Annotated in this window: 27 protein-coding genes; 14 read left to right on the top strand and 13 right to left on the bottom strand. The window is 63.5% G+C overall.

The window, feature by feature from the left end; all coding sequences use genetic code 11:
- Nucleotides 1-414 precede the first annotated feature (414 nt).
- Nucleotides 415-996: a thymidine kinase gene (locus Q0936_RS09065; RefSeq protein ID WP_299296873.1), complete on the top strand. Its 582-nt coding sequence runs from the start codon at nucleotides 415-417 to the stop codon at nucleotides 994-996.
- Nucleotides 997-1,169: 173 nt separating this feature from the next.
- Here the strand turns inward: Q0936_RS09065 and Q0936_RS09060 are convergent, their stop codons facing one another.
- From Q0936_RS09060 to Q0936_RS09040, 5 genes are all read right to left on the bottom strand, one after another.
- Entirely contained in the window at nucleotides 1,170-2,126 is a 957-nt protein-coding gene (locus Q0936_RS09060; protein ID WP_299296875.1) for a D-glycerate dehydrogenase, read from the bottom strand.
- Complete coding sequence (locus tag Q0936_RS09055; RefSeq protein ID WP_299141680.1) at nucleotides 2,123-2,461, bottom strand: tRNA-binding protein; 339 nt, start codon at nucleotides 2,459-2,461, stop codon at nucleotides 2,123-2,125. Before Q0936_RS09055 ends, Q0936_RS09060 begins: the two co-directional genes overlap by 4 nt.
- Nucleotides 2,454-3,266 carry a pyrroline-5-carboxylate reductase gene (gene proC / locus Q0936_RS09050; protein WP_299296877.1) on the bottom strand — a complete coding sequence of 271 codons (813 nt, stop codon included), beginning with the start codon at nucleotides 3,264-3,266 and terminating at the stop codon, nucleotides 2,454-2,456. Before proC ends, Q0936_RS09055 begins: the two co-directional genes overlap by 8 nt.
- A 31-nt stretch (nucleotides 3,267-3,297) precedes the next feature.
- Complete coding sequence (locus Q0936_RS09045) at nucleotides 3,298-3,798, bottom strand: YbjN domain-containing protein (protein WP_299296880.1); 501 nt, start codon at nucleotides 3,796-3,798, stop codon at nucleotides 3,298-3,300.
- Nucleotides 3,799-4,109: 311 nt separating this feature from the next.
- Nucleotides 4,110-4,346 (bottom strand): accessory factor UbiK family protein, encoded by a 237-nt coding sequence (locus Q0936_RS09040; protein WP_299141687.1) that lies wholly within the window; start codon nucleotides 4,344-4,346, stop codon nucleotides 4,110-4,112.
- Nucleotides 4,347-4,442: 96 nt separating this feature from the next.
- On the opposite strand from Q0936_RS09040, the gene lgt reads away from it, so the two are divergent.
- From lgt to Q0936_RS09015, 5 genes are all read left to right on the top strand, one after another.
- On the top strand, nucleotides 4,443-5,336 hold the full coding sequence (gene lgt / locus Q0936_RS09035) for a prolipoprotein diacylglyceryl transferase (protein WP_299141689.1): 894 nt from the start codon (nucleotides 4,443-4,445) through the stop codon (nucleotides 5,334-5,336).
- A complete protein-coding gene (locus Q0936_RS09030; RefSeq protein WP_299141691.1) occupies nucleotides 5,333-6,394 on the top strand; it encodes an SAM-dependent methyltransferase in 1,062 nt (353 codons plus the stop codon). The genes lgt and Q0936_RS09030 overlap by 4 nt, the downstream gene beginning before the upstream one ends.
- Nucleotides 6,391-7,146 (top strand): peptidoglycan editing factor PgeF, encoded by a 756-nt coding sequence (gene pgeF, locus Q0936_RS09025; protein WP_299141692.1) that lies wholly within the window; start codon nucleotides 6,391-6,393, stop codon nucleotides 7,144-7,146. The genes Q0936_RS09030 and pgeF overlap by 4 nt, the downstream gene beginning before the upstream one ends.
- A gap of 248 nt (nucleotides 7,147-7,394) precedes the next feature.
- Nucleotides 7,395-7,535 carry a hypothetical protein gene (locus tag Q0936_RS09020; RefSeq protein WP_299141694.1) on the top strand — a complete coding sequence of 47 codons (141 nt, stop codon included), beginning with the start codon at nucleotides 7,395-7,397 and terminating at the stop codon, nucleotides 7,533-7,535.
- A 231-nt stretch (nucleotides 7,536-7,766) separates the two neighbouring features.
- Nucleotides 7,767-8,540, top strand: coding sequence for a Hint domain-containing protein (locus Q0936_RS09015; RefSeq protein ID WP_299141696.1), 774 nt, complete (start codon nucleotides 7,767-7,769; stop codon nucleotides 8,538-8,540).
- Between the two features lie 68 nt (nucleotides 8,541-8,608).
- Here Q0936_RS09015 and Q0936_RS09010 read toward each other — a convergent pair whose 3' ends face one another.
- Nucleotides 8,609-9,109: an Lrp/AsnC family transcriptional regulator gene (locus tag Q0936_RS09010; protein WP_299141697.1), complete on the bottom strand. Its 501-nt coding sequence runs from the start codon at nucleotides 9,107-9,109 to the stop codon at nucleotides 8,609-8,611.
- A gap of 195 nt (nucleotides 9,110-9,304) precedes the next feature.
- On the opposite strand from Q0936_RS09010, the gene trxB reads away from it, so the two are divergent.
- The 3 genes from trxB (at nucleotide 9,305) to Q0936_RS08995 (ending at nucleotide 14,271) form a co-directional block, all read left to right on the top strand.
- A complete protein-coding gene (gene trxB / locus Q0936_RS09005) occupies nucleotides 9,305-10,279 on the top strand; it encodes a thioredoxin-disulfide reductase (protein WP_299293433.1) in 975 nt (324 codons plus the stop codon).
- 82 nt (nucleotides 10,280-10,361) lie between these two features.
- Nucleotides 10,362-12,065, top strand: coding sequence for an adenylate/guanylate cyclase domain-containing protein (locus Q0936_RS09000; RefSeq protein WP_299293436.1), 1,704 nt, complete (start codon nucleotides 10,362-10,364; stop codon nucleotides 12,063-12,065).
- A 127-nt stretch (nucleotides 12,066-12,192) separates the two neighbouring features.
- Complete coding sequence (locus Q0936_RS08995; RefSeq protein WP_299293438.1) at nucleotides 12,193-14,271, top strand: bifunctional sulfate adenylyltransferase/adenylylsulfate kinase; 2,079 nt, start codon at nucleotides 12,193-12,195, stop codon at nucleotides 14,269-14,271.
- Between the two features lie 58 nt (nucleotides 14,272-14,329).
- Here Q0936_RS08995 and Q0936_RS08990 read toward each other — a convergent pair whose 3' ends face one another.
- From Q0936_RS08990 to Q0936_RS08975, 4 genes are read right to left on the bottom strand one after another with little or no spacing between them, the layout of a single operon-like run.
- Nucleotides 14,330-15,199 carry a PhzF family phenazine biosynthesis protein gene (locus tag Q0936_RS08990; protein WP_299293441.1) on the bottom strand — a complete coding sequence of 290 codons (870 nt, stop codon included), beginning with the start codon at nucleotides 15,197-15,199 and terminating at the stop codon, nucleotides 14,330-14,332.
- A complete protein-coding gene (locus tag Q0936_RS08985; RefSeq protein WP_299293443.1) occupies nucleotides 15,199-16,275 on the bottom strand; it encodes a hypothetical protein in 1,077 nt (358 codons plus the stop codon). The genes Q0936_RS08990 and Q0936_RS08985 overlap by 1 nt, the downstream gene beginning before the upstream one ends.
- The gene (locus Q0936_RS08980; RefSeq protein ID WP_299141709.1) at nucleotides 16,275-16,499 is read right to left on the bottom strand and encodes a DUF1150 family protein; all 225 of its coding nucleotides are present in this window, start codon (nucleotides 16,497-16,499) and stop codon (nucleotides 16,275-16,277) included. Before Q0936_RS08980 ends, Q0936_RS08985 begins: the two co-directional genes overlap by 1 nt.
- A gap of 3 nt (nucleotides 16,500-16,502) precedes the next feature.
- Nucleotides 16,503-16,913, bottom strand: a complete 411-nt coding sequence (locus Q0936_RS08975; protein WP_299141711.1) for an Hsp20 family protein — start codon at nucleotides 16,911-16,913, stop codon at nucleotides 16,503-16,505.
- A gap of 158 nt (nucleotides 16,914-17,071) precedes the next feature.
- Here Q0936_RS08975 and Q0936_RS08970 point away from each other — a divergent pair, with 158 nt between their 5' ends.
- The 3 genes from Q0936_RS08970 (at nucleotide 17,072) to Q0936_RS08960 (ending at nucleotide 18,923) form a co-directional block, all read left to right on the top strand.
- Nucleotides 17,072-17,296: a DUF465 domain-containing protein gene (locus Q0936_RS08970; protein ID WP_299141713.1), complete on the top strand. Its 225-nt coding sequence runs from the start codon at nucleotides 17,072-17,074 to the stop codon at nucleotides 17,294-17,296.
- Nucleotides 17,297-17,365: 69 nt separating this feature from the next.
- Nucleotides 17,366-17,860, top strand: a complete 495-nt coding sequence (gene purE / locus Q0936_RS08965; protein ID WP_299293446.1) for a 5-(carboxyamino)imidazole ribonucleotide mutase — start codon at nucleotides 17,366-17,368, stop codon at nucleotides 17,858-17,860.
- Nucleotides 17,853-18,923: a 5-(carboxyamino)imidazole ribonucleotide synthase gene (locus Q0936_RS08960; RefSeq protein WP_299378035.1), complete on the top strand. Its 1,071-nt coding sequence runs from the start codon at nucleotides 17,853-17,855 to the stop codon at nucleotides 18,921-18,923. Before purE ends, Q0936_RS08960 begins: the two co-directional genes overlap by 8 nt.
- On the opposite strand, the gene Q0936_RS08955 is transcribed toward Q0936_RS08960, so the two are convergent.
- Complete coding sequence (locus Q0936_RS08955; protein WP_299294004.1) at nucleotides 18,920-20,062, bottom strand: alpha-D-ribose 1-methylphosphonate 5-triphosphate diphosphatase; 1,143 nt, start codon at nucleotides 20,060-20,062, stop codon at nucleotides 18,920-18,922. The two genes, Q0936_RS08960 and Q0936_RS08955, sit on opposite strands and share 4 nt — an antisense overlap.
- Complete coding sequence (locus Q0936_RS08950) at nucleotides 20,049-20,819, bottom strand: alpha/beta fold hydrolase (RefSeq protein ID WP_299141721.1); 771 nt, start codon at nucleotides 20,817-20,819, stop codon at nucleotides 20,049-20,051. The genes Q0936_RS08955 and Q0936_RS08950 overlap by 14 nt, the downstream gene beginning before the upstream one ends.
- Before the next feature lie 71 nt (nucleotides 20,820-20,890).
- Between Q0936_RS08950 and Q0936_RS08945 the strand changes: the two genes are divergently transcribed.
- Nucleotides 20,891-21,343 (top strand): NUDIX hydrolase, encoded by a 453-nt coding sequence (locus Q0936_RS08945; RefSeq protein ID WP_299294006.1) that lies wholly within the window; start codon nucleotides 20,891-20,893, stop codon nucleotides 21,341-21,343.
- Here the strand turns inward: Q0936_RS08945 and Q0936_RS08940 are convergent.
- Nucleotides 21,309-22,157 (bottom strand): DMT family transporter, encoded by an 849-nt coding sequence (locus tag Q0936_RS08940; RefSeq protein WP_299294008.1) that lies wholly within the window; start codon nucleotides 22,155-22,157, stop codon nucleotides 21,309-21,311. The two genes, Q0936_RS08945 and Q0936_RS08940, sit on opposite strands and share 35 nt — an antisense overlap.
- 260 nt (nucleotides 22,158-22,417) lie before the next feature.
- Between Q0936_RS08940 and Q0936_RS08935 the strand changes: the two genes are divergently transcribed.
- A complete protein-coding gene (locus tag Q0936_RS08935; protein WP_299294010.1) occupies nucleotides 22,418-23,314 on the top strand; it encodes a LysR family transcriptional regulator in 897 nt (298 codons plus the stop codon).
- Nucleotides 23,315-23,324: the final 10 nt, after the last annotated feature.

The following is a 23,324-nucleotide window of genomic DNA, read 5'->3' as shown; positions in this document are numbered from 1 at the left end:
AAGTGCGGGGAACCGCGTGGGTCTTTTCCCATTAATTGCCCCGGAACGAAATGTCATTCCTTAATCGTCCCAGCGGTTTTCGGGACGTAACGAGTACCCGGCGCCCCCAGCGTCGGGTCCGGGTGGGGTCCGCCTCATATTTCCACCCTGTGGGGGCGGTGGGCAGGTGCAAACCTGCAGCAAACGAGGCGGATCCGTCGGAGGTCACGAGTATGGGGTCAGGCGCCATCCCCAAGGAGCATAGTCGCTCAACTGCCTGGCCCAGTTGCCTGAGTGCCGAAGCGGCCCGGTGATCTGTAAAGACACGCAACCCAATGCGTGCTGGATCACCGGTCCCGCCCGCAACCGTTTGCGTTGATTTGGGCACCGATCCGGGTCTTGTCCCACACAAATCCCCACAGTATGCAGCGCGCCATGGCCAAGCTCTATTTCCACTATTCCACCATGAACGCCGGTAAATCGACCGTGTTGCTACAGGCCGCGCACAACTACCGCGAACGGGGCATGACGCCCTATTTGCTCACCGCCCGGCTCGACAACCGCGCCGGCACCGGGCGCATCGCGTCGCGCATCGGGATCGAGGCGGCGGCTGACATGTTTTCCGCCGATGACGACCTCTTTGACCGGCTGCAAACCCGGCTGGCAGAAACGCCCATCGCCTGCGTCTTTGTGGACGAGGCGCAGTTTTTGACCGAACCTCAGGTCTGGCAACTGGCCCGCGCGGTGGATGATCTGAACCTGCCCGTGATGTGCTATGGCCTGCGCGTCGATTTTCAGGGCAAGCTTTTTCCCGGCTCCGCCACCCTGCTGGCATTGGCCGACGAAATGCGCGAGGTCCGCACGATTTGCCATTGCGGGAAAAAGGCGACGATGGTCATCCGCCAGGACGCCACAGGCCGTCCCGTCAGCGACGGTGCACAGGTGCAGATTGGTGGCAATGAAACCTATGTCTCGCTCTGCCGCCGCCACTGGCGCGCAGCCATGCAGACGACATAACGCCGACCGCCCCGTCTCGGGCGTCATGCTCGCATGTTTTCGGTTAACCCGGCGTTTCCCCGCCGCACGCCCCGCAACCATCTGAACAGGCGGGCAAAACCAATCTGTCCAAAGCGACCGTTAAGGCATCGCACGCCCTGTCCCCGCGGGGACAGAGCGTGATTTTTGCGCTCTCAAACCGGGTTGGAGACCTGCCCTGTCTCCAAAAAGGCCCGCACATTGTCGACCGCCATATGTCCCATCGCAGTGCGCACCTCCAGTGCCGCCGTGCCCAGATGCGGCAGCAACGTCACGTTGTCCAAGGCGCGCAGTTCCTGCGGCACCAGCGGCTCGCGCTCGTAGACGTCCAGCCCCGCACCACCGATTGTGTTGGACTGCAAGGCATGGATCAGCGCCTCTTCGTCGATGACATCACCCCGCGCGATGTTCACAAGATGCGCGTGTGCCTGCATCGCGGCCAGCACCTCTGCATTGATCATGTGCCGCGTCTCCGCACCTCCCGGCACCGCCACCACGACAAAGTCGACCTGACCGGCCATCTCTGTCAGCGTACCGACCCGCGTCGCGGGGAAATCCAACGCCTTTTCGGACCGGTTGACGTAATGCACCTCCATCCCGAACCCAAAATGGCAGCGCCGCGCAATCGCTTGCCCGATGCGCCCCATACCAACAATGCCGACACACTTGCCCGACATGTGCAGGCCCAGCATCTGCGTCGGGTGCCAGCCTTCCCACGCATCCGCACGCACCAGCCGTTCGCCTTCGGCCGCGCGCCGCGCCGACATCAGCATCAGCATCACGCCAATGTCCGCCGTCGCATCCGTCACCGCACCCGGCGTGTTCGACACCACGATCCCCGCCTTTGCCGCAGCACCCGTGTCGATGTGGTTAAAGCCCACGCCAAAGTTCGCCAGCAACCGGCACCGCGGCGCATCGACATCCGCAAACACCGCAGCCGAGAATTGATCCCCAAGGGTTGGCAGCACCAGATCAAAATCGGTCAATGCCCTGCGCAATTCCTCTGCGCTCAATGGCAAAGTCTCGGGCCGCACGACAACCTCGTCGCACAGGGCCTGCGCTGCCGCGACCACGGGCGTCGGCAACGGGCGGGTGATCCAAAGCCGGGTCAATGCAACCGCCCTCCCACCGGGACATCCTTGTCCGGGCGCGCCAGCACAATGGCCCCATCCGCATCTGGAAAGCCCAGCACCAACACCTCTGACATAAACGGCCCGATCTGGCGCGGCGGAAAGTTCACCACCGCCATCACCTGTTGCCCCACCAGCCCCGCGGGGTCGTAATGCACCGTCACCTGCGCCGAGGTTTTCTTTTCCCCCAGTTCATCACCAAAATCGATCCACATCTTGATCGCAGGCTTGCGCGCCTCGGGAAACGGTTCGGCCCGCACCACGCGGCCCACTCGCACATCCACCTTCATGAAATCGTCAAAACTGATCTCAGCCACCGGCCAACTCCCTCGATCGTTCCGTGGCCGCGGCAACGGCCCGTGCCATCAATGCCGGAAAGCCCGACGTCTCGTCCATCAACACCTCAAGGGCCGCCTGCGTTGTCCCGTTGGGGCTGGTCACATTAACCCGCAGCTGCGCCGGGTCCTCCTCCGCCTGCATGGCCAGCGCACCTGCGCCCGCCACCGTCGCCTTGGCCAGTTGCATCGCAAGCGCGTCGGGCAGGCCCTGCGCAACCCCCGCCGCCGCCAGCGTTTCGATCATGTGAAAGACATAAGCCGGTCCCGACCCGCTGACGCCAGTCACCGCGTCAATCTGTGCCTCGCTGTCCAGCCGCACAACATCGCCGACCGCACTCAGCAAAGTCTCCGCCAGACCGAGCGCGCCCTGGCCCGCGTCATTGGCACAAATGGCAGTGATCCCGCGCCCGATGGCTGCAGGGGTGTTGGGCATCGCCCGCACGATGGGCGTTATTGCGCCAAAGGCGTCTTCGAAGGCGCGCAAAGGCGTGCCCGCCGCCACCGACACAAAGACCGTCTGCGCCCCGCCAAACGCCGCCAGCGCAGGCAAGGCATCCCCCATCATCTGTGGTTTCACCGCGACCAGCACCACGGCGGGCGCTGCAGGCAGTTCCGCATTCACGTGAACGCCGGTGGCGCGCACCCAATCGGATGGGTTCGGATCAATGACCCAGACACGATCCGCAGGCAGACCACGTTCCAACCAGCCCGCCAGCATCGCGGACCCCATCTTGCCGCAGCCAAGCAACACAAGGCCGCCTGCCGCGATCACACCGTCTTTCATGAAACCCCCACCTGTCGTTCAGGGGGGCAGGTTACGCCCGCCCGTAGGCCTCCGCAATGGCGACCTGCATCGCATCCTTGGGCGTCCGGTCACCCCAGACCAACAGTTGCAGCGCGGGATAGTAACGCTCTGCACTCATCACGGCGGCGCCAATCATGGTGTCGATCTGGTCAGGGCTCGCCATCTGACCACCGCTGAGCACGAGCCCGTAGCGATAGACCATCAGCTTCTGCTCTTCCCAATAGGTGAACGACCCCGCCCAGCACTGGTCATTGACGAGGTTCAGCAACTCGTAAAGACCCGCCAGCTTTTCCTCGGGCGGCTCCATCTCGAAGGTGCAGACCATGCGCAGCGTTTCGTCATAGCCCGACCAGGCCAGCGTCAGGGAATAAGTGCGCCACTGCCCTTCGACCGCCATCGCGATCTGGTCATCAGCAATGCGATCGAAATCCCACTCGTGATGCTCAGCCAGATGCTCGACGATGTCGATGGGGTGAATCTCGTCTTCCAGGAACTGCTCGGAAAGGGCCATGTCGCCACCTCTTATTCGCTAGTAGCGCGTGGGGCTGGCAGCGCCCCAAGCGCTAGGTGCCTGCTCTAGAAACCGGGGCGATCCCCCGTGCCTCTACAAGATATGGTGACCGGGCCACCGCCATCTGGCAACCCTTTATTTGGGGATAACCTCAATAAGTTGGGGAGAACTCGCGCGCGACACCAAAATAGAGGCACCGCATCCAAACACGTCCCACACCACCCCGCGCACAAAAAAACGCCCGGTCCGAACACCGGGCGATCATCATCCGCTTGTAGAATATAGAATGGCGCGGCAGCGCCGCCGCTGGGTTACTTTTCCAGCGCCTCGATGCGGGCCTTGAGCGCCTCGTTCTCTTCGCGCGCCTTTTGCGCCATCGCGCGCACCGCGTCGAATTCCTCGCGGGTGACGAAATCGCGGTCCGCCAACCAGCGGTCCATCATCGACTTCATTGCGGTTTCCGCCTCTTCGCGCGCACCCTGTGCCACGCCCATCGCGTTGGTCATCAACTGCGAAATGTCGTCAAAAATCTTGCCGCGTGCCTGCATGGTGTCGTCTCCCGTTCAAACGCACCCTCTATATGGGGTGCATCCGCCCCCCAAGCAAGGTTGACCTTGGCCTGACACAGGGGCATTCAGACGCAGATGTACGCCATGATCCCTTTCCCCGATATCTCGCCCGAGATCTTTGCCATCACCCTGTTTGACAGGGAATTTGCCCTGCGCTGGTACGCACTGGCCTATATTGTGGGCATCATCATCGGCTGGCGGCTGGTGGTGATGACGGTCAAAACGCCGCGGCTTTGGCCCGCGCAGTCGCCCGTGATGTCGCCCGCGCAGATCGAGGACATGCTGACCTGGATCATCCTTGGTGTGCTGTTCGGTGGGCGGCTGGGTTATGTGCTGTTTTACCAACCGGGCGCCTATCTGGACGATCCTTTGTCCATCATCGCCATCTGGGAGGGCGGCATGGCCTTTCACGGCGGCGCGTTGGGGGTCATCATTGCGGCGTGGCTCTATACCGGCCGGCACAAGATCAACCGGCTGAGTGCGGCGGATGCCATTGCGCTGGGTGTGCCGCCGGGGCTTTTGCTGGGGCGTTTTGCCAATTTCATCAACGCAGAGCTGTGGGGGCGTCCAACGGACCTGCCTTGGGGTGTGGCCTTTCCCGGTCGCGCGGCGCAGTTCTGCCCAGAGGTTGCGGGCATCTGCGCGCGCCATCCTTCGCAGCTGTATGAGGCATTCCTTGAAGGGTTTGTGCTGTTGGTGCTGCTGTTGTGGCTGGTCTGGCGGCGCGGGGCCTACAAGCGGCCCGGCCTGATCTGTGGCACGTTTCTGGCGGGTTACGGCCTGTCGCGTTTCGCCGTCGAATTTGTGCGCCAGCCCGATGCGCAGTTCGTTGACGCGGGCAATCCGCTGGGTCTGGCCTTGCATGTGGGTGGCTACGGGCTGACCATGGGTCAGGTCCTGTCACTGCCGATGATTGCGGTGGGGCTGTGGCTGTTGATGCGCGCCCGGCGTCGGCCCGCGCTGGCATGAGCCTGGGGCCCGATCTGATTGCGCGGATCACCGCACAGGGGCCGATCAGCGTGGCAGAGTTCATGGCGCAGGCGCTGCTGCACCCGACCAAGGGCTATTACGTGACCCGCGATCCGCTGGGCGCGGGTGGAGATTTCACCACAGCCCCCGAGATCAGCCAGATGTTCGGAGAGTTGGTGGGCCTGAGCCTCGCGCAGGCCTGGCTGGATCAGGGCGCACCCGCCCCCTTTGTACTGGCCGAGCTGGGGCCGGGGCGCGGTACGTTGATGGCCGACATCCTGCGCGCCACCGCCGGGGTGCCGGGGTTTGCACAGGTCGCGCAGGTGGCATTGGTCGAAGCGTCGCCGGTGCTGCGCGACGCGCAGGCGGAGGCATTGGCGGGGCACAGCCCGCTTTGGGTCGACACGGTTGATGCGCTGCCGCCGGGGCCGTTGTTCGTGGTTGCAAACGAGTTCTTTGACGCCCTGCCTGTCCGCCAGTTCCAACGTGCGGGCGACGCATGGCGCGAGCGCAGTGTGGGTGTGTCCGAAGGCGCGCTAACCTTTGGTTGGTCGCCGGTGGGGCCGCAGCCAGCACTGGCGCACAGGATTGAGGACACGGCAGAGGGCGACATCGTCGAACATTGTCCCATGGCCACGGCGATTGCGCACCAGTTGGGCGCGCGGATTGCCCAGGATGGCGGCGCGGCGCTGATCATTGATTACGGCGACTGGCGCAGTCTGGGCGACACCTTGCAGGCGGTGCGCGACCATGCGCCTGTGAACCCGCTTGAGGCCCCCGGTGCGGCCGACCTGACCACACATGTGGATTTCGAGGCGCTGGCGCAGGCCGCCGCCCCCGCCAGCCACACCCGTCTGACCCCGCAGGGCGTGTTTCTCGAACGGCTGGGCATCACCGACCGCGCCCGCGCGCTGGCTGCAAAACTGGAGGCCGGGCCGCTGGAGGCGCACATCGCGGCACATCGGCGGTTGACGCACCCGGCGGAAATGGGAAACCTGTTCAAGGTGCTGGGGATCTATCCCGGTGCCGCTGCGCCACCACCCGGATTGTTGCCATGACGCTCGAAATCCTGACTGCCGACAGCCTTGGCCCGGTCCGCCACGGGTTCTTTACCCGCAAGGGGGGCGCGTCCTCGGGCATCTTTTCAGGCCTGAATTGCGGCACGGGCAGTTCCGACCAGACCGAGATCGTGGCCATCAACCGCACCCGCGCGGCGCAGGCGATGGGGGCCGAGACGTCGCAATTGGCGGGCGTGCATCAGGTCCATTCGTCTGACGTGATTACAGTGACGGCCCCGTTGGATCCCAAACCCAAGGCCGACGCGCTGGTCACGGCGACGCCGGGTGTTGTGCTGTCGGTGCTGACGGCGGATTGCCAGCCTGTGCTCTTTTCCGACGCGGATGCGGGCGTCATCGGTGCCGCCCATGCGGGGTGGAAGGGCGCGCAGGCCGGTGTGCTGGAAGAGACCGTTGACGCCATGGTCGCCCTAGGCGCGCGGCGCAGCAACATTCAGGCGGTCATTGGCCCGTCGATCAGCCAGCGCGCCTATGAGGTCGGGCCGGAGTTCTTTGACATCTTTCTGGACGAAGACCCCCAGAACACCCGCTTTTTCGCAGGCGGTGACGGCGACCGGATGCATTTTGATCTGCCGGGGTATGGCCTGTCGCGGCTGCGCATGGCTGGGGTCGGGTCAGCCGAGTGGACGCGGCACTGCACCTATTTCGACCCGGAGCGGTTCTATTCCTATCGCCGGTCGGTCCATGCCAAGGACCCCGACTATGGCCGGTTGATTTCGACGATCACGCTGTGATCTGGGCGAAATTCGGGCACACGGTGACGTGAACCTGCCGCATTGTTTCCAAATTGGCGACAAGCGGTGACAAAAACCCCAACAAAACCGGGCCAAAGCGCCCACACGCCTGCGTCATAATCTGCGCCAGCCTTTTTACATTTTCTGCAAAACAAATCCCGTGCGGCCCAAAACCTGCCCGATTGGCGGGCCAGTATTGTCCTCAGCCGGGCATCAGACCCGACCGCACGAGCAGAGGAAGACCAGACATGAAAAACACACGCTTTGTCACATCGGTGATCAAATCGGCCCAAGACGACACCCCCCAGATGCCATGGGCGCGTGGCGCACGCCGCGCGGCATTCATCGCCAAGCGCAAGGGCGTGGTGGAGATCCGCAAATCCGCCTGACCCACAGGCGAAGACGAATCGAATTGTGGCAGCCGTGCCTTGGTGTGCGGCAACAATTCCCCTGCAAGGCGCGCCATTGGTGCGCTTTTTGCGATTAATGTCGGGGATTTTTTGACAATTTGAGGGAACGACCCCATTTGTTCACCATAGATTTGACACATGGACACGTTCCATCTGTCGTCGCTGGTGGGGGCCGGCACAGATGTGACCAGAAGAATGAGGTTGCATATCATGACCAGTCCCGCCGCCCTGCGTGTTGCAGGCGCCCGTTCTGCGGTGCGCGTTCCGCGCCCTGACTACAATCCCTACGCAACGCCGATGACCCGCCCCGACATGCCGCCCTTGCGCACGTTCGAGGTCGCCGCCCTGCGCGCTGACGGCTCGCGCAGCATCGCCACGTTCAAAGCCCCCGCTCTGCCGCTGTTCGAATCCGCCTTTTCCGCGTTTGCGCGGGGCGTGGTCCTGTCCAGCCCCGAGGGCGGTGTCGCCGTCGAAGACCTTTTGCCGGGTGATTGGCTGAACACCACGTCGGGCGAACCGGCGCAGGTGCTGTGGATCGGATCATCAAGCTTTGTCCCGGCGGATACAGGCCGCCGGATGCCGTTGATCCGGATCATGGCCGACAGCTTTGGCCAGTCGCGGCCCGCGTCGTTTGTCACCGTGGGCCCCGGCGCGCGCATCCTGCAAACGCCGCCGCACCTGCGGGGCACAACCGGCGGCGCACAGATGCTGACCCCGGCCAGCGCATTCGTTGACAGTGTGAACGTGATCGAAGTGATCCCACCCACCCCCATCCGGTTGTTCCATATTTGCCTGTCACGACACGCCGCTGTGGATGTGGGCGGCATCGCGATGGAGACGTTCCACCCCGGCATGGGTGCCACACGTCAGGTGACACATGCGCAGCGCGATCTGTTTCTGTCGATGTTCCCGCATATTGCGCATGTCACGGATTTCGGACCGCTGGCGCATCCGCGCGCACCGGAAACGGACGTCGCCGCCTGAGCCTTAGCGTAGATTCAGAAAGGTGTGGGGCGGATCACACCGCCCGTACCACATACTCAAGGGGCGGCTTAAGCGGATTTCGCCAGACGTTCCTCGAGCACGTCGAATGGCACGCCGGGCGCGTCTTTGGCCTGCCGGATCACCAGTGACGTCTTGACCGAGGCCACGTTGGGAGTGGTCAGCAATTCGCCCGTCAGAAAGCTTTGGAAGCTGGACAGGTCAGGTGCCACACATTTGAGGATAAAGTCGACCTCGCCATTCAGCATGTGACATTCACGCACGAGCGGCCAGGCGCGGCAGCGGTCCTCGAAGGCGCTCAGATCGGCCTCGGCCTGGCTGGCGAGGCCCACATTGGCAAACACCTGCACCTCGAAGCCCAGTTCGTGGCTGTCCACGTCGGCGTGGTAGCCGCGGATGTACCCGCTTTCCTCGAGCGTGCGCACACGGCGCAGGCAGGGCGGCGCGGAAATGCCCACCCGTTTGGCCAGTTCCACATTTGTCATGCGGCCATCGGCCTGCAGTTCGGCCAGAATTTTACGATCAATGGGATCGAGTCGCGTGCTTGCCATAAGCGCCCCCGTCATTTTGCGGTTGTTATAACAGCCACGGCGTCATGCGCAATAATGTTTCACATTCGCGCAATTTTCTGAAACCTGACTGCCTGCATTCTGTGCAACCCGGCTGCCCAATATCAGGGTTCAAACCGGCGCGGGCTGCGTCTATATCGGGTGGACTGCTCAATCAAGCTGCATCGGGGGTGCGACATGGCCGACACAAAACGGACAAAGGTTTTGATCATCGGATCGGGTCCTGCGGGATATACTGCGGGCGTTTATGCGAGCCGTGCGATGCTGGACCCCATTCTGGTGCAGGGCATTGAGCCCGGCGGTCAGTTGACCACCACCACAGAGGTTGAGAACTGGCCCGGTGACACCGAGGTGCAGGGGCCGGACCTGATGGTGCGGATGCAGGACCACGCCAAGGCGATGGGCTGTGAGATCATTGGCGACATCATCACGTCGGTGGATTTCTCGAACCGTCCGTTTGTGGCGCAGTCCGACAGCGGCACGGAATATGTGGCCGATGCGATCATCCTGGCAACCGGCGCGCGCGCCAAGTGGCTGGGCCTGCCGTCGGAGGAGAAGTTCAAAGGCTTTGGCGTCAGCGCCTGTGCGACCTGTGACGGGTTTTTCTATCGCGGTCAGGAGATCGTGGTGATCGGTGGCGGCAACACGGCCGTCGAAGAGGCGCTGTTCCTGACCAATTTCGCGTCCAAGGTGACGTTGATCCACCGCCGCGACGAGTTGCGGGCGGAGAAGATCCTGCAGGACCGGTTGATGAAGAACCCCAAGATCGAGCCGCTGTGGTTCCACCAGCTTGAGGAAGTTTACGGCACCGACAGCCCGTTGGGCGTCGAGGGCATCAAGGTCAAGCATGTGGAGACCGGCGAGATCACCGACATCCCGGCCAAGGGTGTGTTTGTCGCCATCGGCCATGCACCTGCCAACGAGTTGGTCAAGGACGTGCTGGAGACGCATATGGGCGGCTATGTCGTGACCAAGCCCGACAGCACCGAGACATCTATTCCCGGCGTCTTTGCCGCCGGCGACCTGACCGACCACAAGTACCGGCAGGCGGTGACGTCGGCGGGCATGGGCTGTATGGCAGCACTTGAGGCCGAGCGGTTTCTGGCCGAGCACGAGACCGAAGACGCGCCAGCCGTGGCCGAGACCGCCTGAAACCACGCGAGTGTGATCGCCGCTTGACCCCGGCGGCGTCGCTGGCCACGCTGGGCCAAACGGGTCAGTGGGGACACCAAGCATGACACATGTGTTGTGGCGCGGCGGTTTGGGGACGCGCATTCGGATCGTCACCGGGCTGATCCTGATGCTGTATCTGACGCTGCATGTGATCAACCTGGCCGTTGTCCTGATCTCGCCCACGGCGTTTGACACGGTGCAGGCCGCGCGCCTTTGGGTGATCCGGTCGAATGTCGGCACGGCGGTGATCATGGGATCGCTGGTCACGCATATGGCGCTGTCGCTGGCCAAGGTTGTGGTGGCGCGCGGGTTGCGAATGCCGGTGACGGACTGGGTTCAGGTGGTGCTGGGCCTGTTGATCCCGCTGATGCTGGTTGATCACCTTGTCTATACGCGCGGCGCGCATGAGATGCTGGGCGCGACCACGATGCTGGGCTATGTGAACCGGCTGATCTGGGGCACGTCTGATGGTTGGGCGCAGGCCGCGTTGCTGTGTGTGGCATGGGTGCATGGGGCGATTGGTCTGCACATGTGGCTGCGCATGACGGCGTGGTGGACGCGCGCAGCGCCGTGGCTGATCGGTGTGGCGGTCATGCTGCCGACGCTTGGGTTGATGGGCTATGTCACGTCGGCCCGCGTGATCGACGGGCTGCTGAGTGATCCGCGCGCACAGGCCGTGGCCCACCGCGCGTGGAACTGGCCGGATGCCGCCGGGTTCGAGACCCTCGCACAATCTGCGCGCAACATGACCTATGGCGTCTGGGTGGTTCTGGGTGTGGCGGCCACCGCTTTTGTGTTGCGCAGGGTCGTGGCCGCCATCGCCAAGCCCATTCGGGTGCATTACGTGGACGGGCCGAGCGTGCGGGCCCCGCGCGGGCAGACCATCCTTGAGACCTCACATGCCAGCGGCGTGCCGCACACAGCGCTGTGTGGCGGACGCGGGCGATGCACGACCTGCCGGGTGATCGTCGAAGAGGGCCTCGACGACCTGCCACCCCCATCGGAAGCGGAGCGCAAGAGCCTGGCGGCGGTCGGCGCGCCACCCAATGCGCGGCTGGCCTGCCAAGTGCGGCCATCGGGGCCGGTGCGGGTGTTCCGCGTCTTTGACCGCGACGGCAAGAAGGGGCGCGCCCATGCCAGCCAGGGCAAAGAAGCGCGCTTGGCCGTGCTGTTTCTGGACATGCGCGGGTTTACCGCCCGGACGGACGGGCAGTTGCCCTATGACGTGGTGTTCCTGTTGAACCGTTTCTTTGACCGGATTGTGCCACCCATCGTGGCCGCAGGTGGAACGGTAGACAAATACATGGGCGATGGATTGATGGCCGTGTTCGAAACCGAGACCGAGGCCGCATCGGCCCGCGCCGCGATCGCCGCCGTGGGCGGGATCGGTGCCGCGCTGAAGGGGTTCAACGAAACGCTCGCCACAGAGGGGGCAGCACCGGTGTCGATTGGCATTGGCGTGCATCTGGGCACCGTGGTGCTGGGCGAGATTGGTGCGGCGGGTCAGGCCCCACGCACCCTGATCGGGGACACCGTGAACTTTGCCGCGCGGCTCGAAGGCGAGACCAAGCCGCGTGCGGTGCAGGCCCTGCTGTCCATCGACACGCTGGAGGCTGCCGGTGCCACCCCGCCCGAGGACGCATTGGTGTCGCTGTCCCTGCGCGGGCGCGAGGCACCGTTGCGCGCCCTGCCCCTGCCGGATGCGTCGGACCTGTCGATGCTGGGCAGAGATGCAGCGCCAAACATGCGGCCCGTGACCGCCTGATTGCGTGTCCCGCATGGGCGTTGCAGATTAACCACGTTGTTCAAAATCGTCGCAGATGGAAAGTTTGTTCTTTTGTGAACAAACTTTTCCTGACATATGTTCACCCGTGAACGTAAACGAGTCTGTGATGTCTATCGCCGCCCAGAAACCCAGCCCGGACCACGAAGACCAGCTCTTCCTGCTTTTGCGCCAGCTCGACACCGCGCCCAGCGCGTCGCAGCGGGCCATGGCGGATGCGGTTGGCGTGTCGCTGGGTCGGCTGAACGCGCTGTTGCGGGATGCGACCAAGGCCGGGTTTGTCAGGGTCAGCGACCACGACGGACCGGATCGGCGTCAACGCTATGCTTATGACCTCACGACCCGTGGTGCAGCCGAAAAGAACCGGCTGACCGACATATTCCTGACCCGGAAATTCGCGGAATACGATGCAATTTATTCCGAACTGACCGGCACGACCTCCGGTTTCAACCCTTTGAACTACAGGACCAAGTTAATGGAAAACAACCTTGCCCCGATCCCCGAGCTGTATGTCTCGTATGACAGCGCGCAAAAGCTGAAGGTCGAAGCCGCCGACCTCGTGAGCTGGGACCTGACGCCCCGCCAGATCTGCGATCTGGAACTGCTGATGAACGGTGGGTTCAACCCGCTCAAAGGGTTCCTGACTGAGGCCGATTACAACAGTGTCGTTGACACCATGCGCACCGTGGACGGCGCGCTGTGGCCGATGCCCATCACGCTGGACGTGAACGAGAAATTCGCAGGCAGCCTTGAGATCGGTCAGGACATCGCCCTGCGCGACCAGGAAGGCGTGATCCTCGCCACTATGACAGTGACCGACCGCTGGACGCCCAACAAGGCGCATGAGGCCGAGAAGGTGTTTGGCGCCGATGACAGCGCGCACCCTGCCGTGAACTACCTACACAACACTGCGGGCGACATCTATCTGGGTGGCCCGGTGACCGGCATCCAACAGCCCGTGCACTATGATTTCCGCGCCCGTCGCGACACGCCCAACGAATTGCGCAGCTATTTCCGCAAGATGGGCTGGCGCAAGGTTGTTGCGTTCCAGACCCGGAACCCGCTGCACCGTGCCCACCAGGAGCTGACCTTCCGCGCGGCACGCGAGGCACAGGCCAACCTGTTGATCCACCCCGTTGTGGGTCTGACCAAGCCCGGCGACGTCGATCACTTTACCCGCGTGCGCTGCTATGAGGCGGTTCTGGACAAGTATCCGGCGGCCACCACATCCATGTCGCTGCTGAACCTTGCGATGCGGATGGCGGGCCCCCGCGAGGCGGTCTGGCACGGTCTGATCCGTAAGAACCACGGCTGTACCCATTTCATTGTGGGTCGTGACCACGCTGGCCCCGGCTCGAACAGCCAAGGCGAAGATTTCTATGGCCCCTATGATGCGCAGGACCTGTTCCGCGAGCATCAGGAAGAAATGGGCATCGAGATGGTCGACTTCAAACACATGGTTTGGGTGTCGGAGCGCGCGCAATACGAAGCCATCGACGAGATCAAGGACAAGGATGACATCACCATCCTGAACATCTCGGGCACCGAGCTGCGCCGCCGTCTGGCCGAAGGTCTGGAGATCCCCGAGTGGTTCTCTTTCCCTGAGGTGGTCAAGGAACTGCGCCGCACCAAGCCGCCGCGCAACAAGCAGGGGTTCACCGTGTTCTTCACCGGGTTCTCCGGGTCGGGCAAATCCACCATCGCAAACGCGTTGATGGTCAAGCTGATGGAAATGGGTGGCCGTCCCGTGACGCTGCTGGATGGGGACATCGTGCGGAAAAACCTCTCGTCAGAGCTGGGTTTCTCGAAAGAGCACCGTGACCTGAACATCCGCCGCATCGGTTATGTGGCATCCGAGATCACCAAGAACGGTGGTATCGCGATCTGTGCGCCCATCGCGCCCTATGCCACGACCCGCCGGGCCGTGCGCGAAGACATCGAAGCCTTTGGTGCCTTTGTCGAGGTGCACGTGGCCACGTCGATCGAAGAGTGCGAGCGACGCGACCGCAAGGGTCTCTACAAGCTGGCGCGTGAGGGCAAGATCAAGGAATTCACAGGGATTTCCGACCCTTATGACGTGCCTGCCAACCCCGAGCTGAGCGTTGAGACAGAGAATGTGGATGTGGACAACTGTGCGCACCAGGTTCTGCTCAAGCTAGAGAGCATGGGCCTGATTTCGGCGCAATAAGCGACCGTTTGGCAAGATTTGAAAGGCGCGCCTGTCACCGGGCGCGCCTTTTTCGCGTTCAGAGGTGGAGCGTTCCGGACATCAGCACATGCGCCTGCCCCGCGACCACCACGCCAGTGATGGCGTCGCGCGGGCCCAGCACTTCGACCTGCGCCTGACCGGGGCGGCCCAGGTCGTGGCCCTGTTCGGCGGTGAAGGTGGGGGTGTCGATCAGCCCTTCGGACCAGAGATAGGCGGCCATGGCCCCGGTGGCGGAGCCTGTGAACGGGTCCTCCGGCGGGCTGGGCGGGGCCATCAGCAGGCGCGAGAACGTGTGGCCGGTGGCTGTGGCACCGTCGAGGGTGACCCAGAACGGCTCCATCACGTCCGTCCCGTGCACGCCCAGCGCGCCCAGATAGGCGCGGAAGGCCGTCATGTCGAAGCGCAGCGCGCGCAAGGTGGCCTGATCGCGCAGCACGGTGATGCAGAACGGCAGGCCGGTGGAGACGACGCGGGGCGGGTGCAGGATGTCGGAGGCCGCGATGCCACCCACGGCGGCCACCAGTTCAGCTGCGGGTTGCGCGCCGAAGGTCGGGGCCACTTGCGTCATACGCACGGCCATGCCGTCCACCACCACCTGCACTACCCCTGCCCCAGTTTCGAGCGTCAGCGGGCCATCACCGATCAGTCCCCGGTGCCGCAGGGCCGCAACAGAGGCTACGGTGGGGTGGCCGGCAAAGGGGATTTCGCGACTGGCGAGGAAATAGCGCACACGCACATCCGCCACATCAGAGGGGCCGAGAAAGGTGCATTCCACAAGGGACGTTTCGCGCACGAAGGCCATACAGGTCGCGTCATCCAGCGCCGCACCGCCATGCACCACCGCACAACCATTGCCCCCAAAAGCGCGGTCCGAAAACGCGTCTACCCAATCGACATCAAATTGCATCACGGATCCCTTCGTCCAAACCGTCTGGCGGCACCATAGTCACGGCGCAACTCTTCGAACAGGGCGGTGTAGGCGGCGGGTGTCAGGCCAAAGGTCTGCGCAAAGGCATCGTCCTGCGACAACCCGCGCCCCAGGGCACGAAAGTAGTCAAAGAGTGCGTCGGTGCCGTGCCGCTGGGCCAGGAGGTAGGCAGCAAAGCGGGCCACGCCGTAGGCTTCGCTGTCGGTCACGGTGCCTTGTGCATCCAGCCCATCCAGCGTGAGACGACTGCGCCGGGCGGCGGTTTGCAGGTCAAAGAGGTCGGCTCCGTCAGTGGTTTGCTGGCCGGAGACAAATTGCCATTCCACCAGTTCGGCCACCCCTTCGACCATCCAGTGCGGACCAAGCCGCCAGACCCCGTCAACACGCTGCGCCGGGTCGTCAGCGGCCAGAGCATATTGCACCTGATGGGTGTATTCATGGGCCATGACCCGGCGCAGTTCGGGTGCGATGCGCGCCTGCCATGCGGGGTCTTCGACGGTTTGGGGCCAGCAAAACAGCATGTAGGGCCTGTTGGCCGCGCCACCGACGGTGCGACCATTGCACAGGCGCGCCGTGTCGATGGGCCGTGCCCGTGCCGGGCGTTCGAGCTGCATCAGCACATCCACCAGCGCGGGGTCGAAAAAGCCGCCCTCGCCCGCGCCGATGACCGCCACGCGCGTTGCCAGCTCGATGCCCTGGATGTCACGGAAATAGGTCTGGATCGCCTCGAAGGACTGTCGCAAGAGCGCCGTGGCGATGGGCGTTTCGGCGGCAATGATCAGCGGTTTTGCACTGGGCCAGTGGGATTTGAGGGCTGGGTCCGACAGGCCGATTTCGCGGCACCAACTGGTTGCGGTGCCGCGGCGCAATCCAGGAAAGGCGTCGCCCCCACCCCACGCGGCAGCGGCATCACGCACCGAGGGGCGCATGGTGCCGTCGACGGGTCCGGGGTCATGCCCCAGCGCAGAGAGTTGGGACTGAAGGCAGGCCACCCCATCCTGGGCGGCCAGTGGCCCGGCCCATACCGCGAGGGCAAGGGCCAAGACCAACCGCATCAGTGAACGGGCTGCGGCGCGTAGTCGTTCTGAACCGCAAGGGCAAAGGCCAGCTTGCGGTTGGCGACAAGCGCCAGTTGCTGCCCTTCGGCGTCGTGGACGGCAAAGAGCTGGTCCAGCCCTTCGGCCTGATCGCGCACTTCGCGCGGCAGATCATCCACGAGGACCGGTTTGACGTATACCATACGGCCCACATCGGCGTTCAAATCAAAGGGAGTGTTCATGACTTATCCTTTCCGTATGTTGATCGTCTGGACGACGGTTTCGGGTTTGGCGCGTGTCAGGTCGACGTGCAGCAACCCGTTTTCCATCACAGCTTCGCCGACTTCGACCCCGTCGGCCAAAACAAAACTGCGTTGAAACTGGCGTGCGGCGATGCCGCGATGCAAAAATACGCGCCCCTCGCTGTCGTCGCTTTGTCGTCCGCGGATCACCAGTTGGCGGTCCTCGACGGTGATCGACAGGTCCTGTTCGCCGAAACCCGCCACGGCCAGCGTGATCCGGTAAGAAAAGTCGGAGGTTTGTTCGATATTGAACGGTGGGTAGCCTTCACTGCTTTTGGCAGTGCGTTCCAGCAGCCGTTCCAGTTGTTCGAACCCCAACATGTGGGGGTAGGAAGCCAAAGTCATTTTCGTCATGCGACACGTCCTCAGGTACATCAAGCGACAGTCAGGTCCACCCCGTCAGCGGCAGCGGATGTTATGAATATGGGCAGAAACCATGTCTGGAACAAGGTCTAGGCGTATCGCATCGTCGTGATTATATTAAAGGTCGCGCAACGGTTTGGAATCGCATCATGAACGCACCTTCGGACATCTCGATGAAGACGGACGACGTTTTGCGTTTCGAGCTGGAGGTGTTTCGCAGCGAGCACCGTGATCTCGACGAGGCGATCCGCGCGTTGCAGGAAAAAGGCACTGCCGATCAGTTGACGGTGCAGCGGTTGAAGAAGAAAAAGCTGCGGCTCAAGGACAAGATCGCGGTGATCGAGGACCGTTTGACGCCCGATATCATCGCCTGAGCCGGTGCCATTGCCACGCGGGGCGATCTGGCTATAGTGCGCGCTTTCTGATTTGCCGGGGCCTTAATCATGACCGAACCCAAGCCTGTTGTAGGCATCATCATGGGCAGCCAGTCCGACTGGCCCACCATGCGCGAGGCCGCAGAGATGCTGGATGCGCTGGAGGTCCCTTATGAGACGCGGATTGTGTCGGCGCACCGCACCCCGGACCGGTTGTGGGACTATGGCAAGGGGGCCGTTGGCCGGGGCCTCAAGGTGATCATTGCGGGTGCCGGTGGGGCCGCGCATTTGCCGGGCATGATGGCGTCCAAGACGCGGGTGCCGGTGATTGGCGTGCCGGTGCAGACCAAGGCGCTGTCGGGTGTCGACAGCCTCTATTCCATATTGCAGATGCCGCGCGGCTTTCCGGTGGCGACCATGGCGATTGGTGCGGCGGGTGCGGCCAATGCCGGTTTGATGGCGGCGGGCATTCTGGCGGTGTCGGACGCGGATCTGGGCACGCGGCTGGATGCGTGGCGTGACGCCTTGTCGGCGTCGATCCCGGAGGTGCCGCAGGATGACTGAGCCCCTCGCCCCCGGCGCGACCATTGGTATTCTGGGCGGTGGCCAGTTGGGCCGCATGCTGTCCGTCGCAGCCAGCCGCCTTGGGTTTCGCACCCATGTGTTTGATCCCGGCGCCCTGCCCCCGGCGGGGGATGTGGCGCATCTGGTGACCACGGCACCTTACGAGGACAACGATGCGCTTTATGCCTTTGCCAGCACAGTCGATGTCATCACCTACGAGTTCGAGAACATCCCCACGCTGACGCTGGACGCGCTGGAGGATCATGCGCCGATCCGTCCGGGTCGCGAGGCGCTGCGGGTCAGTCAGGACCGGCTGGTGGAGAAAGAGTTTCTCGCAGGTCTGGGTTTGAAAACAGCGCCTTATGCGGATGTGCCGGACATGGCGGCGCTGGCGACGGCATTGGGTCAGATAGGCGCGCCTGCAATCCTCAAGACGCGGCGGTTCGGCTATGACGGCAAGGGGCAGGCCCGGATCATGGATCCCGGCGACGCTCAATCCGCGCTGGACGATATGCAGGGCGCGCCCGCGATCCTTGAAGGGTTTGTGGATTTCAGCCATGAGGTGTCGGTGATTGCCGCACGGGGTCAGGATGGGGCCGTGGCCTGTTTCGATCCGGGCGAGAACGTGCACCGCGACGGCATCCTGCACACGACCACGGTGCCCGCGCGGCTGTCACCCAGTCAGCGCACGGATGCGATCCTGATGGCGGCCAATATTCTGAATGCGCTGGATTATGTGGGTGTGTTGGGTGTCGAGCTGTTTGTGACGCCCGGCGGGTTGATCGTGAACGAGATCGCGCCGCGTGTGCACAATTCGGGCCACTGGACGCAGAACGGCTGTGTCGTGGATCAGTTCGAGCAGCATATCCGCGCGGTGGCCGGTTGGCCCTTGGGCGACGGCGCGCGACACGCGGATGTGGTGATGGAGAACCTGATTGGCGACGATATGGACCGGGTGCCAGAACTGGCGGCGGACCCTGCGACGGCACTGCATCTCTATGGCAAGACAAAGGCCCGCGCGGGCCGCAAGATGGGTCACGTCAACCGGGTCGTCCGCACCTAGGCGGCAACGAACCGCTGGGCCACGTCCCCGGACATGAAACTGATGCGGCCGCCCGACAGTGTGGCCGCAACCCGGTCGCGGGCATCGAGGATCACAAGATCGGCCCGCATGCCCGGCGCAAGCGTGCCACGGTCCGACAGTCCCAGCACCGCCGCAGGACCGGATGACACCAACGCCCAGGCTCCCGCCAGATCAAGCACGCCGCTGCGTTCCAACATCAGTGCGGCCCGACGCGGTGACGGATAATGGTAGTCCGAGGCCAGCGCGTCACACAGCCCCATCATCACAAGATCCAGCGCCGACACGTTGCCCTTGTGCGAACCACCCCGCACCAGATTGGGCGCGCCCAACACCACACCCGATCCCGCCGCTTGCGCAGCCTCGGCGGCCACTTGCGTTTCGGGAAATTCGGCCACTTGCACCCCGCGTGCCTGCCATTTGGCGCGCGTCTCGGCGGTGGCGTCATCGTGACTGCCTAATCGGACCCCCTTCTCGCGCAGTGCATCGCACAACGGGCCAAGTGCGGGTTCGGCGTCCTGCGCCTTGGTGTGCAGGTCGAGCAACATGGCAAAATGATCATCCGGGTTGCGCCCGGCCTTGAGCGCCTGACCGGTCAGACGCGGCGGTTTGCGCCCCTGTGCCAACCGGTCGTGGGGCAAGTGATCGTTGAACACCACGTATTCGATACCCCACTGCGCCACCCGGTCCGGCAACGTGTCGTAGAGCTCAAGCAAGCTGGTCTCAAAGCGCAGTTGCGGGCGCAGGTCGGTCACAAGGTCCGCCCCGGTGTCGCGCAGGGCGGCGAACACCTTGTCCGCAAAGTCGAGGCCGCGCAGCCCGCCTTCCCAACTGACGAATTGGGCCAGCACAGCGGTGGTGATGCCATTGGCAGCCAGCTCGGCCTCGACGGCGACCAGCCCTTCGGCGGTTTCCTTCATCGCGCCGCGCCGGGGTGCCATATGGCGTTCAAACCCGTCGCCGTGCACGTCGATGATGCCCGGCAGCACGCGATACCCACTCAGATCAACGGCGCGACCCGCTGGTGCATCGGCCACCCGCCCATCGGCGATAGAGAGCGGCGCCTTGGACACCCCACCCGGATGCAGGACATCCGCCCCGGTCAGATCAATTGTCAGCATCGCCACGCCCCTGAAAACAAGACCCTTCGGGGCAGCCAAGCTGGTCCAGCACCTCGTCCACCCAACCACGGTCGTGGTCAAAGACACCGATTTCGAGGAATGTCAGCACCTGTGTCATCACGTTGGGGTTGTTCATCATAAAGGTATGCGTGACCGGCAGCACCATGTGATCGGTCATGCCCGCCACACGGGTCGAGGCCACGGACACCTTGCCGTCGTCAGGGCCGGGCAGCAGGGATGAGAAATAAGGGTTGAGCGACTGGTCGCCCGCAATCACGCCCACCGGATAGTCCACCGGTGGCAAGGCGCGCGGCACGCTGTCGGGGCCAGTGCCCAATTGCCCACCCGCAGGGCCATTGAGCCAGCCAAACGCCTCGAGATCACCAAGAGTGTCGACCACCTCGCTGCCCTGATTGGGTGGGCCCATCATCACCACGTGGCCCAGCCGTGCGGGGCGCGGATGTTGCGACAGCCAATAGCGCACGAGGATGCCGCCCATCGAATGAGTCACGAAGTGTACGCGCGTGTCACCGCAGCGCGCCATCGCCTGTGGCACGACGGCGGCGGCCAGCGTCTGCACCGTTTCCGAGGTTGATGGGTAGCCGGGGCGCACAACATCGTAGCCTTCGAGCTTGAGCGCCTGTTCCAGCACCAGCAGCGATGCCTCGGTCCGGGCCAGGCCGTGCAGCAACACAACGCAGTCCGCGCGGGCCATACCGGCGGTCAACAGCACAAAAAGGAGTGTCAGCAGTCTCATGGCGCTTGAGATAGTGGCATCTGCCGCCCTATGGAATGGGGGACGTACCGTCCTAAGGGAAGTTTTCCGCCATGCGCCCCAAGTCTCCGCGCCTCGCCGTGCGTGCCATTCTGGTCGAAGATGGCCGTCTCTTGGTGGTCAATGCCTGGCCGGATGGTCAGAGCCCGCTGATGTGCGCGCCCGGTGGCGGGGTCGAGGTGGGCAGCAGCCTGCCCGACAATCTGGCGCGCGAGATTTATGAGGAAACGGGGATGCGCATTGAGGTGGGCGCGCCCTGTCTGGTGAACGAGTTTCACGATCCGGGCAGCCGTTTTCACCAGGTGGATGTCTATTTTCGCTGCACGGTGGCCGAGGGGTCGCCGCGCCCGGAGGTGTGGGACGATCCGGAGGCCATCGTGACCCAGCGGGCCTGGGTCACACGCGAAGAGCTGGCCGCGTCGCCGCACAAGCCCGACAGTCTGGCGGCCGTGGCCTTTGACGGGACCGGTATCACTTATGACCCGCTGGAGCCTTTGGTGAAGTGACCGCGAGGGCGATGCCGCCCACGACCAGTACGGCCGCAGCGATGACGCTGGTGCTGATCGCTTCGCCCAGCAGGGCCGCACCCAGAGCGATGGCGATGATCGGCACGCTCAGCTGGACCACGGCGGCGGTTTGCCCAGCCAGCTGCGGCAGCACGTGATACCACAGCGCATAGCCGAGACCCGATGTGACTGCCCCCGCCAGAACGGCCAGGCCGATGCCCGTGGGTGCGGCGTGCATGCCCGCGCCCATGAGCAGCACAAGCAGGAGCGGCAAGGCTGTCACGAAGTTGGCGGCTGTGGCGGCCAGCGGGTCGCGCGCGCCCTTGCCTGCCAGCGTGTAGGCGGCCCATCCCAGCCCGGCGATCACCATGAACATGGCCCCCATCACGTCACCGCCTGCGCCCTCACTGGGCCAGAGGGCGATGACCAGCCCGACAAACGCCACCCCCGCCCCGGCCATTTGCCGCGATGACGGCGTGGCCTCGCGCGCGGCAGACCAGGCGAACATGGTGACCTGAACGGTGCCAAAGAGGATCAGCGCACCGAGGCCCGCGTCGAGGGTCACATAGGCCAGCGAAAACCCGATCATATAGGCCGCAAGGCTTGTGGCACCGACTACCCGCCCCGGCGCCACGATCGGCAGCCCCCCACCCCGCACCGTCAGGATCATGCACAGCATCACGGCCCCGGCGAGCACCCGGATGATGGCAAAGCTTGACGGGTCAATGGTGCCGCTGTCCACCGCCATGCGGTTGAGGATCGAGTTGGCGGCAAAGGCCAGCATGGTGAGGCAGGTCAGCAGGATAAGGCGCATGGGCGCGGGTTACGCGGATTGCTCTGCGCCGTCCAGTCACAGATGTGGCAGGTGGATTGCGGGGGCGCGGCGTTGCAGCCATTGGGGTTGAACTTGTGTGACTTGGAGTGGTTCGCAGAGAAGGGCCGGTTTAGCCCTTAGTTCACGGTTTTTGCGTTGCGGCGAATGTCCGTTGTCACGACGGAAGGGCAAGAGCCAATACCGCCTTGCTCATAACCGCGACCGTCACCAGTATTGCAGACCAAATGAATCGGTGAACTATGGCAGTCCCAAACTGGAGTGATTTTCGTGTCGTTCTCGCCTTGAAGAACGAAGGTTCGATTGCGGGGGCGGCGCGCGTTTTGGGGGTCGATGGGTCGACTGTAAGCCGCCGGTTAGCCGCCGCCGAGCATGTCTTTGGGGCAACGATTGTTATCAGGGGCGGCCGTGAATTTACGTTCACACCCGAAGGATTGATCCTCGCCGAAGCCGCTAAGAAAATGGATGCGGTCGTCAATGATGCCCAGATAAGTGTGAGTGGGATGCGACAGCATCCGACCGGTACGGTAAAGATCGCATGCGTTCCTACGGCGGCCCATGTCTTGCGTCCCTTGGTGCAGCAAGTTGCCAAAGCGTATGAAGGCCTGAAAGTCGATCTTATAAGTTCGATCGCTGCATTCGATCTCGCGAAGGGAGAGGCGGATATCGCGGTTCGCACGCGCGCGCCGACTGATCCGGCTCTGGTGGTCGCATATTCCTTTACCTGGGGAAGATGCCTTTATGGATCAAAGATTTACTTCCAGCAGCATGGCCTCCCACAGACACCGGACGACTTGCGCGACCACACGCTTGTGCGGATCGGGACTGGGAATTCACCGTCAAAGCCATCTGCTTTCATAGATCGGTTCGACAATCCTGAGCGCCCGAGCATTCGCGTGGAGAACACGGATTCCGCCCGTTTGATGATTGAGCAAGGCGCAGGCATTGGGGCGCTCTTCTGCGCACATGCAGATGCGAGCAGGAACATCGAACGGGTCTTTCCCGACCCGTTCGACCAAATTGAGTCTTGGGTCATCTATCACGAATCTGCGCGTGGCTCTCAGCGTGTACGTCTTGTTTTGGACGCCTTGGTTGCGTTTCTGAAAGAAAACCGCGCCTTGCTGACAGGTCTGGATTGACCACGATCAA

Origin of the sequence: uncultured Tateyamaria sp., assembly GCF_947488715.1 — a bacterium.
GTDB lineage: Bacteria > Pseudomonadota > Alphaproteobacteria > Rhodobacterales > Rhodobacteraceae > Tateyamaria.
This window is presented reverse-complemented; position numbering and strand designations above follow the sequence as displayed.

Bases quoted from the DNA above. Each gene is read 5' to 3' on its own strand.
- Q0936_RS08985 (WP_299293443.1), bottom strand. From the start codon at position 16,275: ATGCGGTTGGTCTTGGCCCTTGCCCTCGCGGTATGGGCCGGGCCACTG.
- Q0936_RS09030 (WP_299141691.1), top strand. From the start codon at position 5,333: ATGAGCCTGGGGCCCGATCTGATTGCGCGGATCACCGCACAGGGGCCG.
- pgeF (WP_299141692.1), top strand. From the start codon at position 6,391: ATGACGCTCGAAATCCTGACTGCCGACAGCCTTGGCCCGGTCCGCCAC.
- Q0936_RS08995 (WP_299293438.1), top strand. From the start codon at position 12,193: ATGTCTATCGCCGCCCAGAAACCCAGCCCGGACCACGAAGACCAGCTC.
- Q0936_RS08945 (WP_299294006.1), top strand. From the start codon at position 20,891: ATGCGCCCCAAGTCTCCGCGCCTCGCCGTGCGTGCCATTCTGGTCGAA.
- Q0936_RS08975 (WP_299141711.1), bottom strand. From the start codon at position 16,913: ATGACGAAAATGACTTTGGCTTCCTACCCCCACATGTTGGGGTTCGAA.
- trxB (WP_299293433.1), top strand. From the start codon at position 9,305: ATGGCCGACACAAAACGGACAAAGGTTTTGATCATCGGATCGGGTCCT.
- Q0936_RS09065 (WP_299296873.1), top strand. From the start codon at position 415: ATGGCCAAGCTCTATTTCCACTATTCCACCATGAACGCCGGTAAATCG.
- Q0936_RS08935 (WP_299294010.1), top strand. From the start codon at position 22,418: ATGGCAGTCCCAAACTGGAGTGATTTTCGTGTCGTTCTCGCCTTGAAG.
- Q0936_RS09020 (WP_299141694.1), top strand. From the start codon at position 7,395: ATGAAAAACACACGCTTTGTCACATCGGTGATCAAATCGGCCCAAGAC.
- Q0936_RS09040 (WP_299141687.1), bottom strand. From the start codon at position 4,346: ATGCAGGCACGCGGCAAGATTTTTGACGACATTTCGCAGTTGATGACC.
- Q0936_RS08950 (WP_299141721.1), bottom strand. From the start codon at position 20,819: ATGAGACTGCTGACACTCCTTTTTGTGCTGTTGACCGCCGGTATGGCC.
- Q0936_RS08960 (WP_299378035.1), top strand. From the start codon at position 17,853: ATGACTGAGCCCCTCGCCCCCGGCGCGACCATTGGTATTCTGGGCGGT.
- Q0936_RS08990 (WP_299293441.1), bottom strand. From the start codon at position 15,199: ATGCAATTTGATGTCGATTGGGTAGACGCGTTTTCGGACCGCGCTTTT.
- proC (WP_299296877.1), bottom strand. From the start codon at position 3,266: ATGAAAGACGGTGTGATCGCGGCAGGCGGCCTTGTGTTGCTTGGCTGC.
- Q0936_RS09015 (WP_299141696.1), top strand. From the start codon at position 7,767: ATGACCAGTCCCGCCGCCCTGCGTGTTGCAGGCGCCCGTTCTGCGGTG.
- Q0936_RS09045 (WP_299296880.1), bottom strand. From the start codon at position 3,798: ATGGCCCTTTCCGAGCAGTTCCTGGAAGACGAGATTCACCCCATCGAC.
- lgt (WP_299141689.1), top strand. From the start codon at position 4,443: ATGTACGCCATGATCCCTTTCCCCGATATCTCGCCCGAGATCTTTGCC.
- Q0936_RS09000 (WP_299293436.1), top strand. From the start codon at position 10,362: ATGACACATGTGTTGTGGCGCGGCGGTTTGGGGACGCGCATTCGGATC.
- Q0936_RS08970 (WP_299141713.1), top strand. From the start codon at position 17,072: ATGAACGCACCTTCGGACATCTCGATGAAGACGGACGACGTTTTGCGT.
- Q0936_RS08955 (WP_299294004.1), bottom strand. From the start codon at position 20,062: ATGCTGACAATTGATCTGACCGGGGCGGATGTCCTGCATCCGGGTGGG.
- Q0936_RS09010 (WP_299141697.1), bottom strand. From the start codon at position 9,109: ATGGCAAGCACGCGACTCGATCCCATTGATCGTAAAATTCTGGCCGAA.
- purE (WP_299293446.1), top strand. From the start codon at position 17,366: ATGACCGAACCCAAGCCTGTTGTAGGCATCATCATGGGCAGCCAGTCC.
- Q0936_RS08940 (WP_299294008.1), bottom strand. From the start codon at position 22,157: ATGCGCCTTATCCTGCTGACCTGCCTCACCATGCTGGCCTTTGCCGCC.
- Q0936_RS08980 (WP_299141709.1), bottom strand. From the start codon at position 16,499: ATGAACACTCCCTTTGATTTGAACGCCGATGTGGGCCGTATGGTATAC.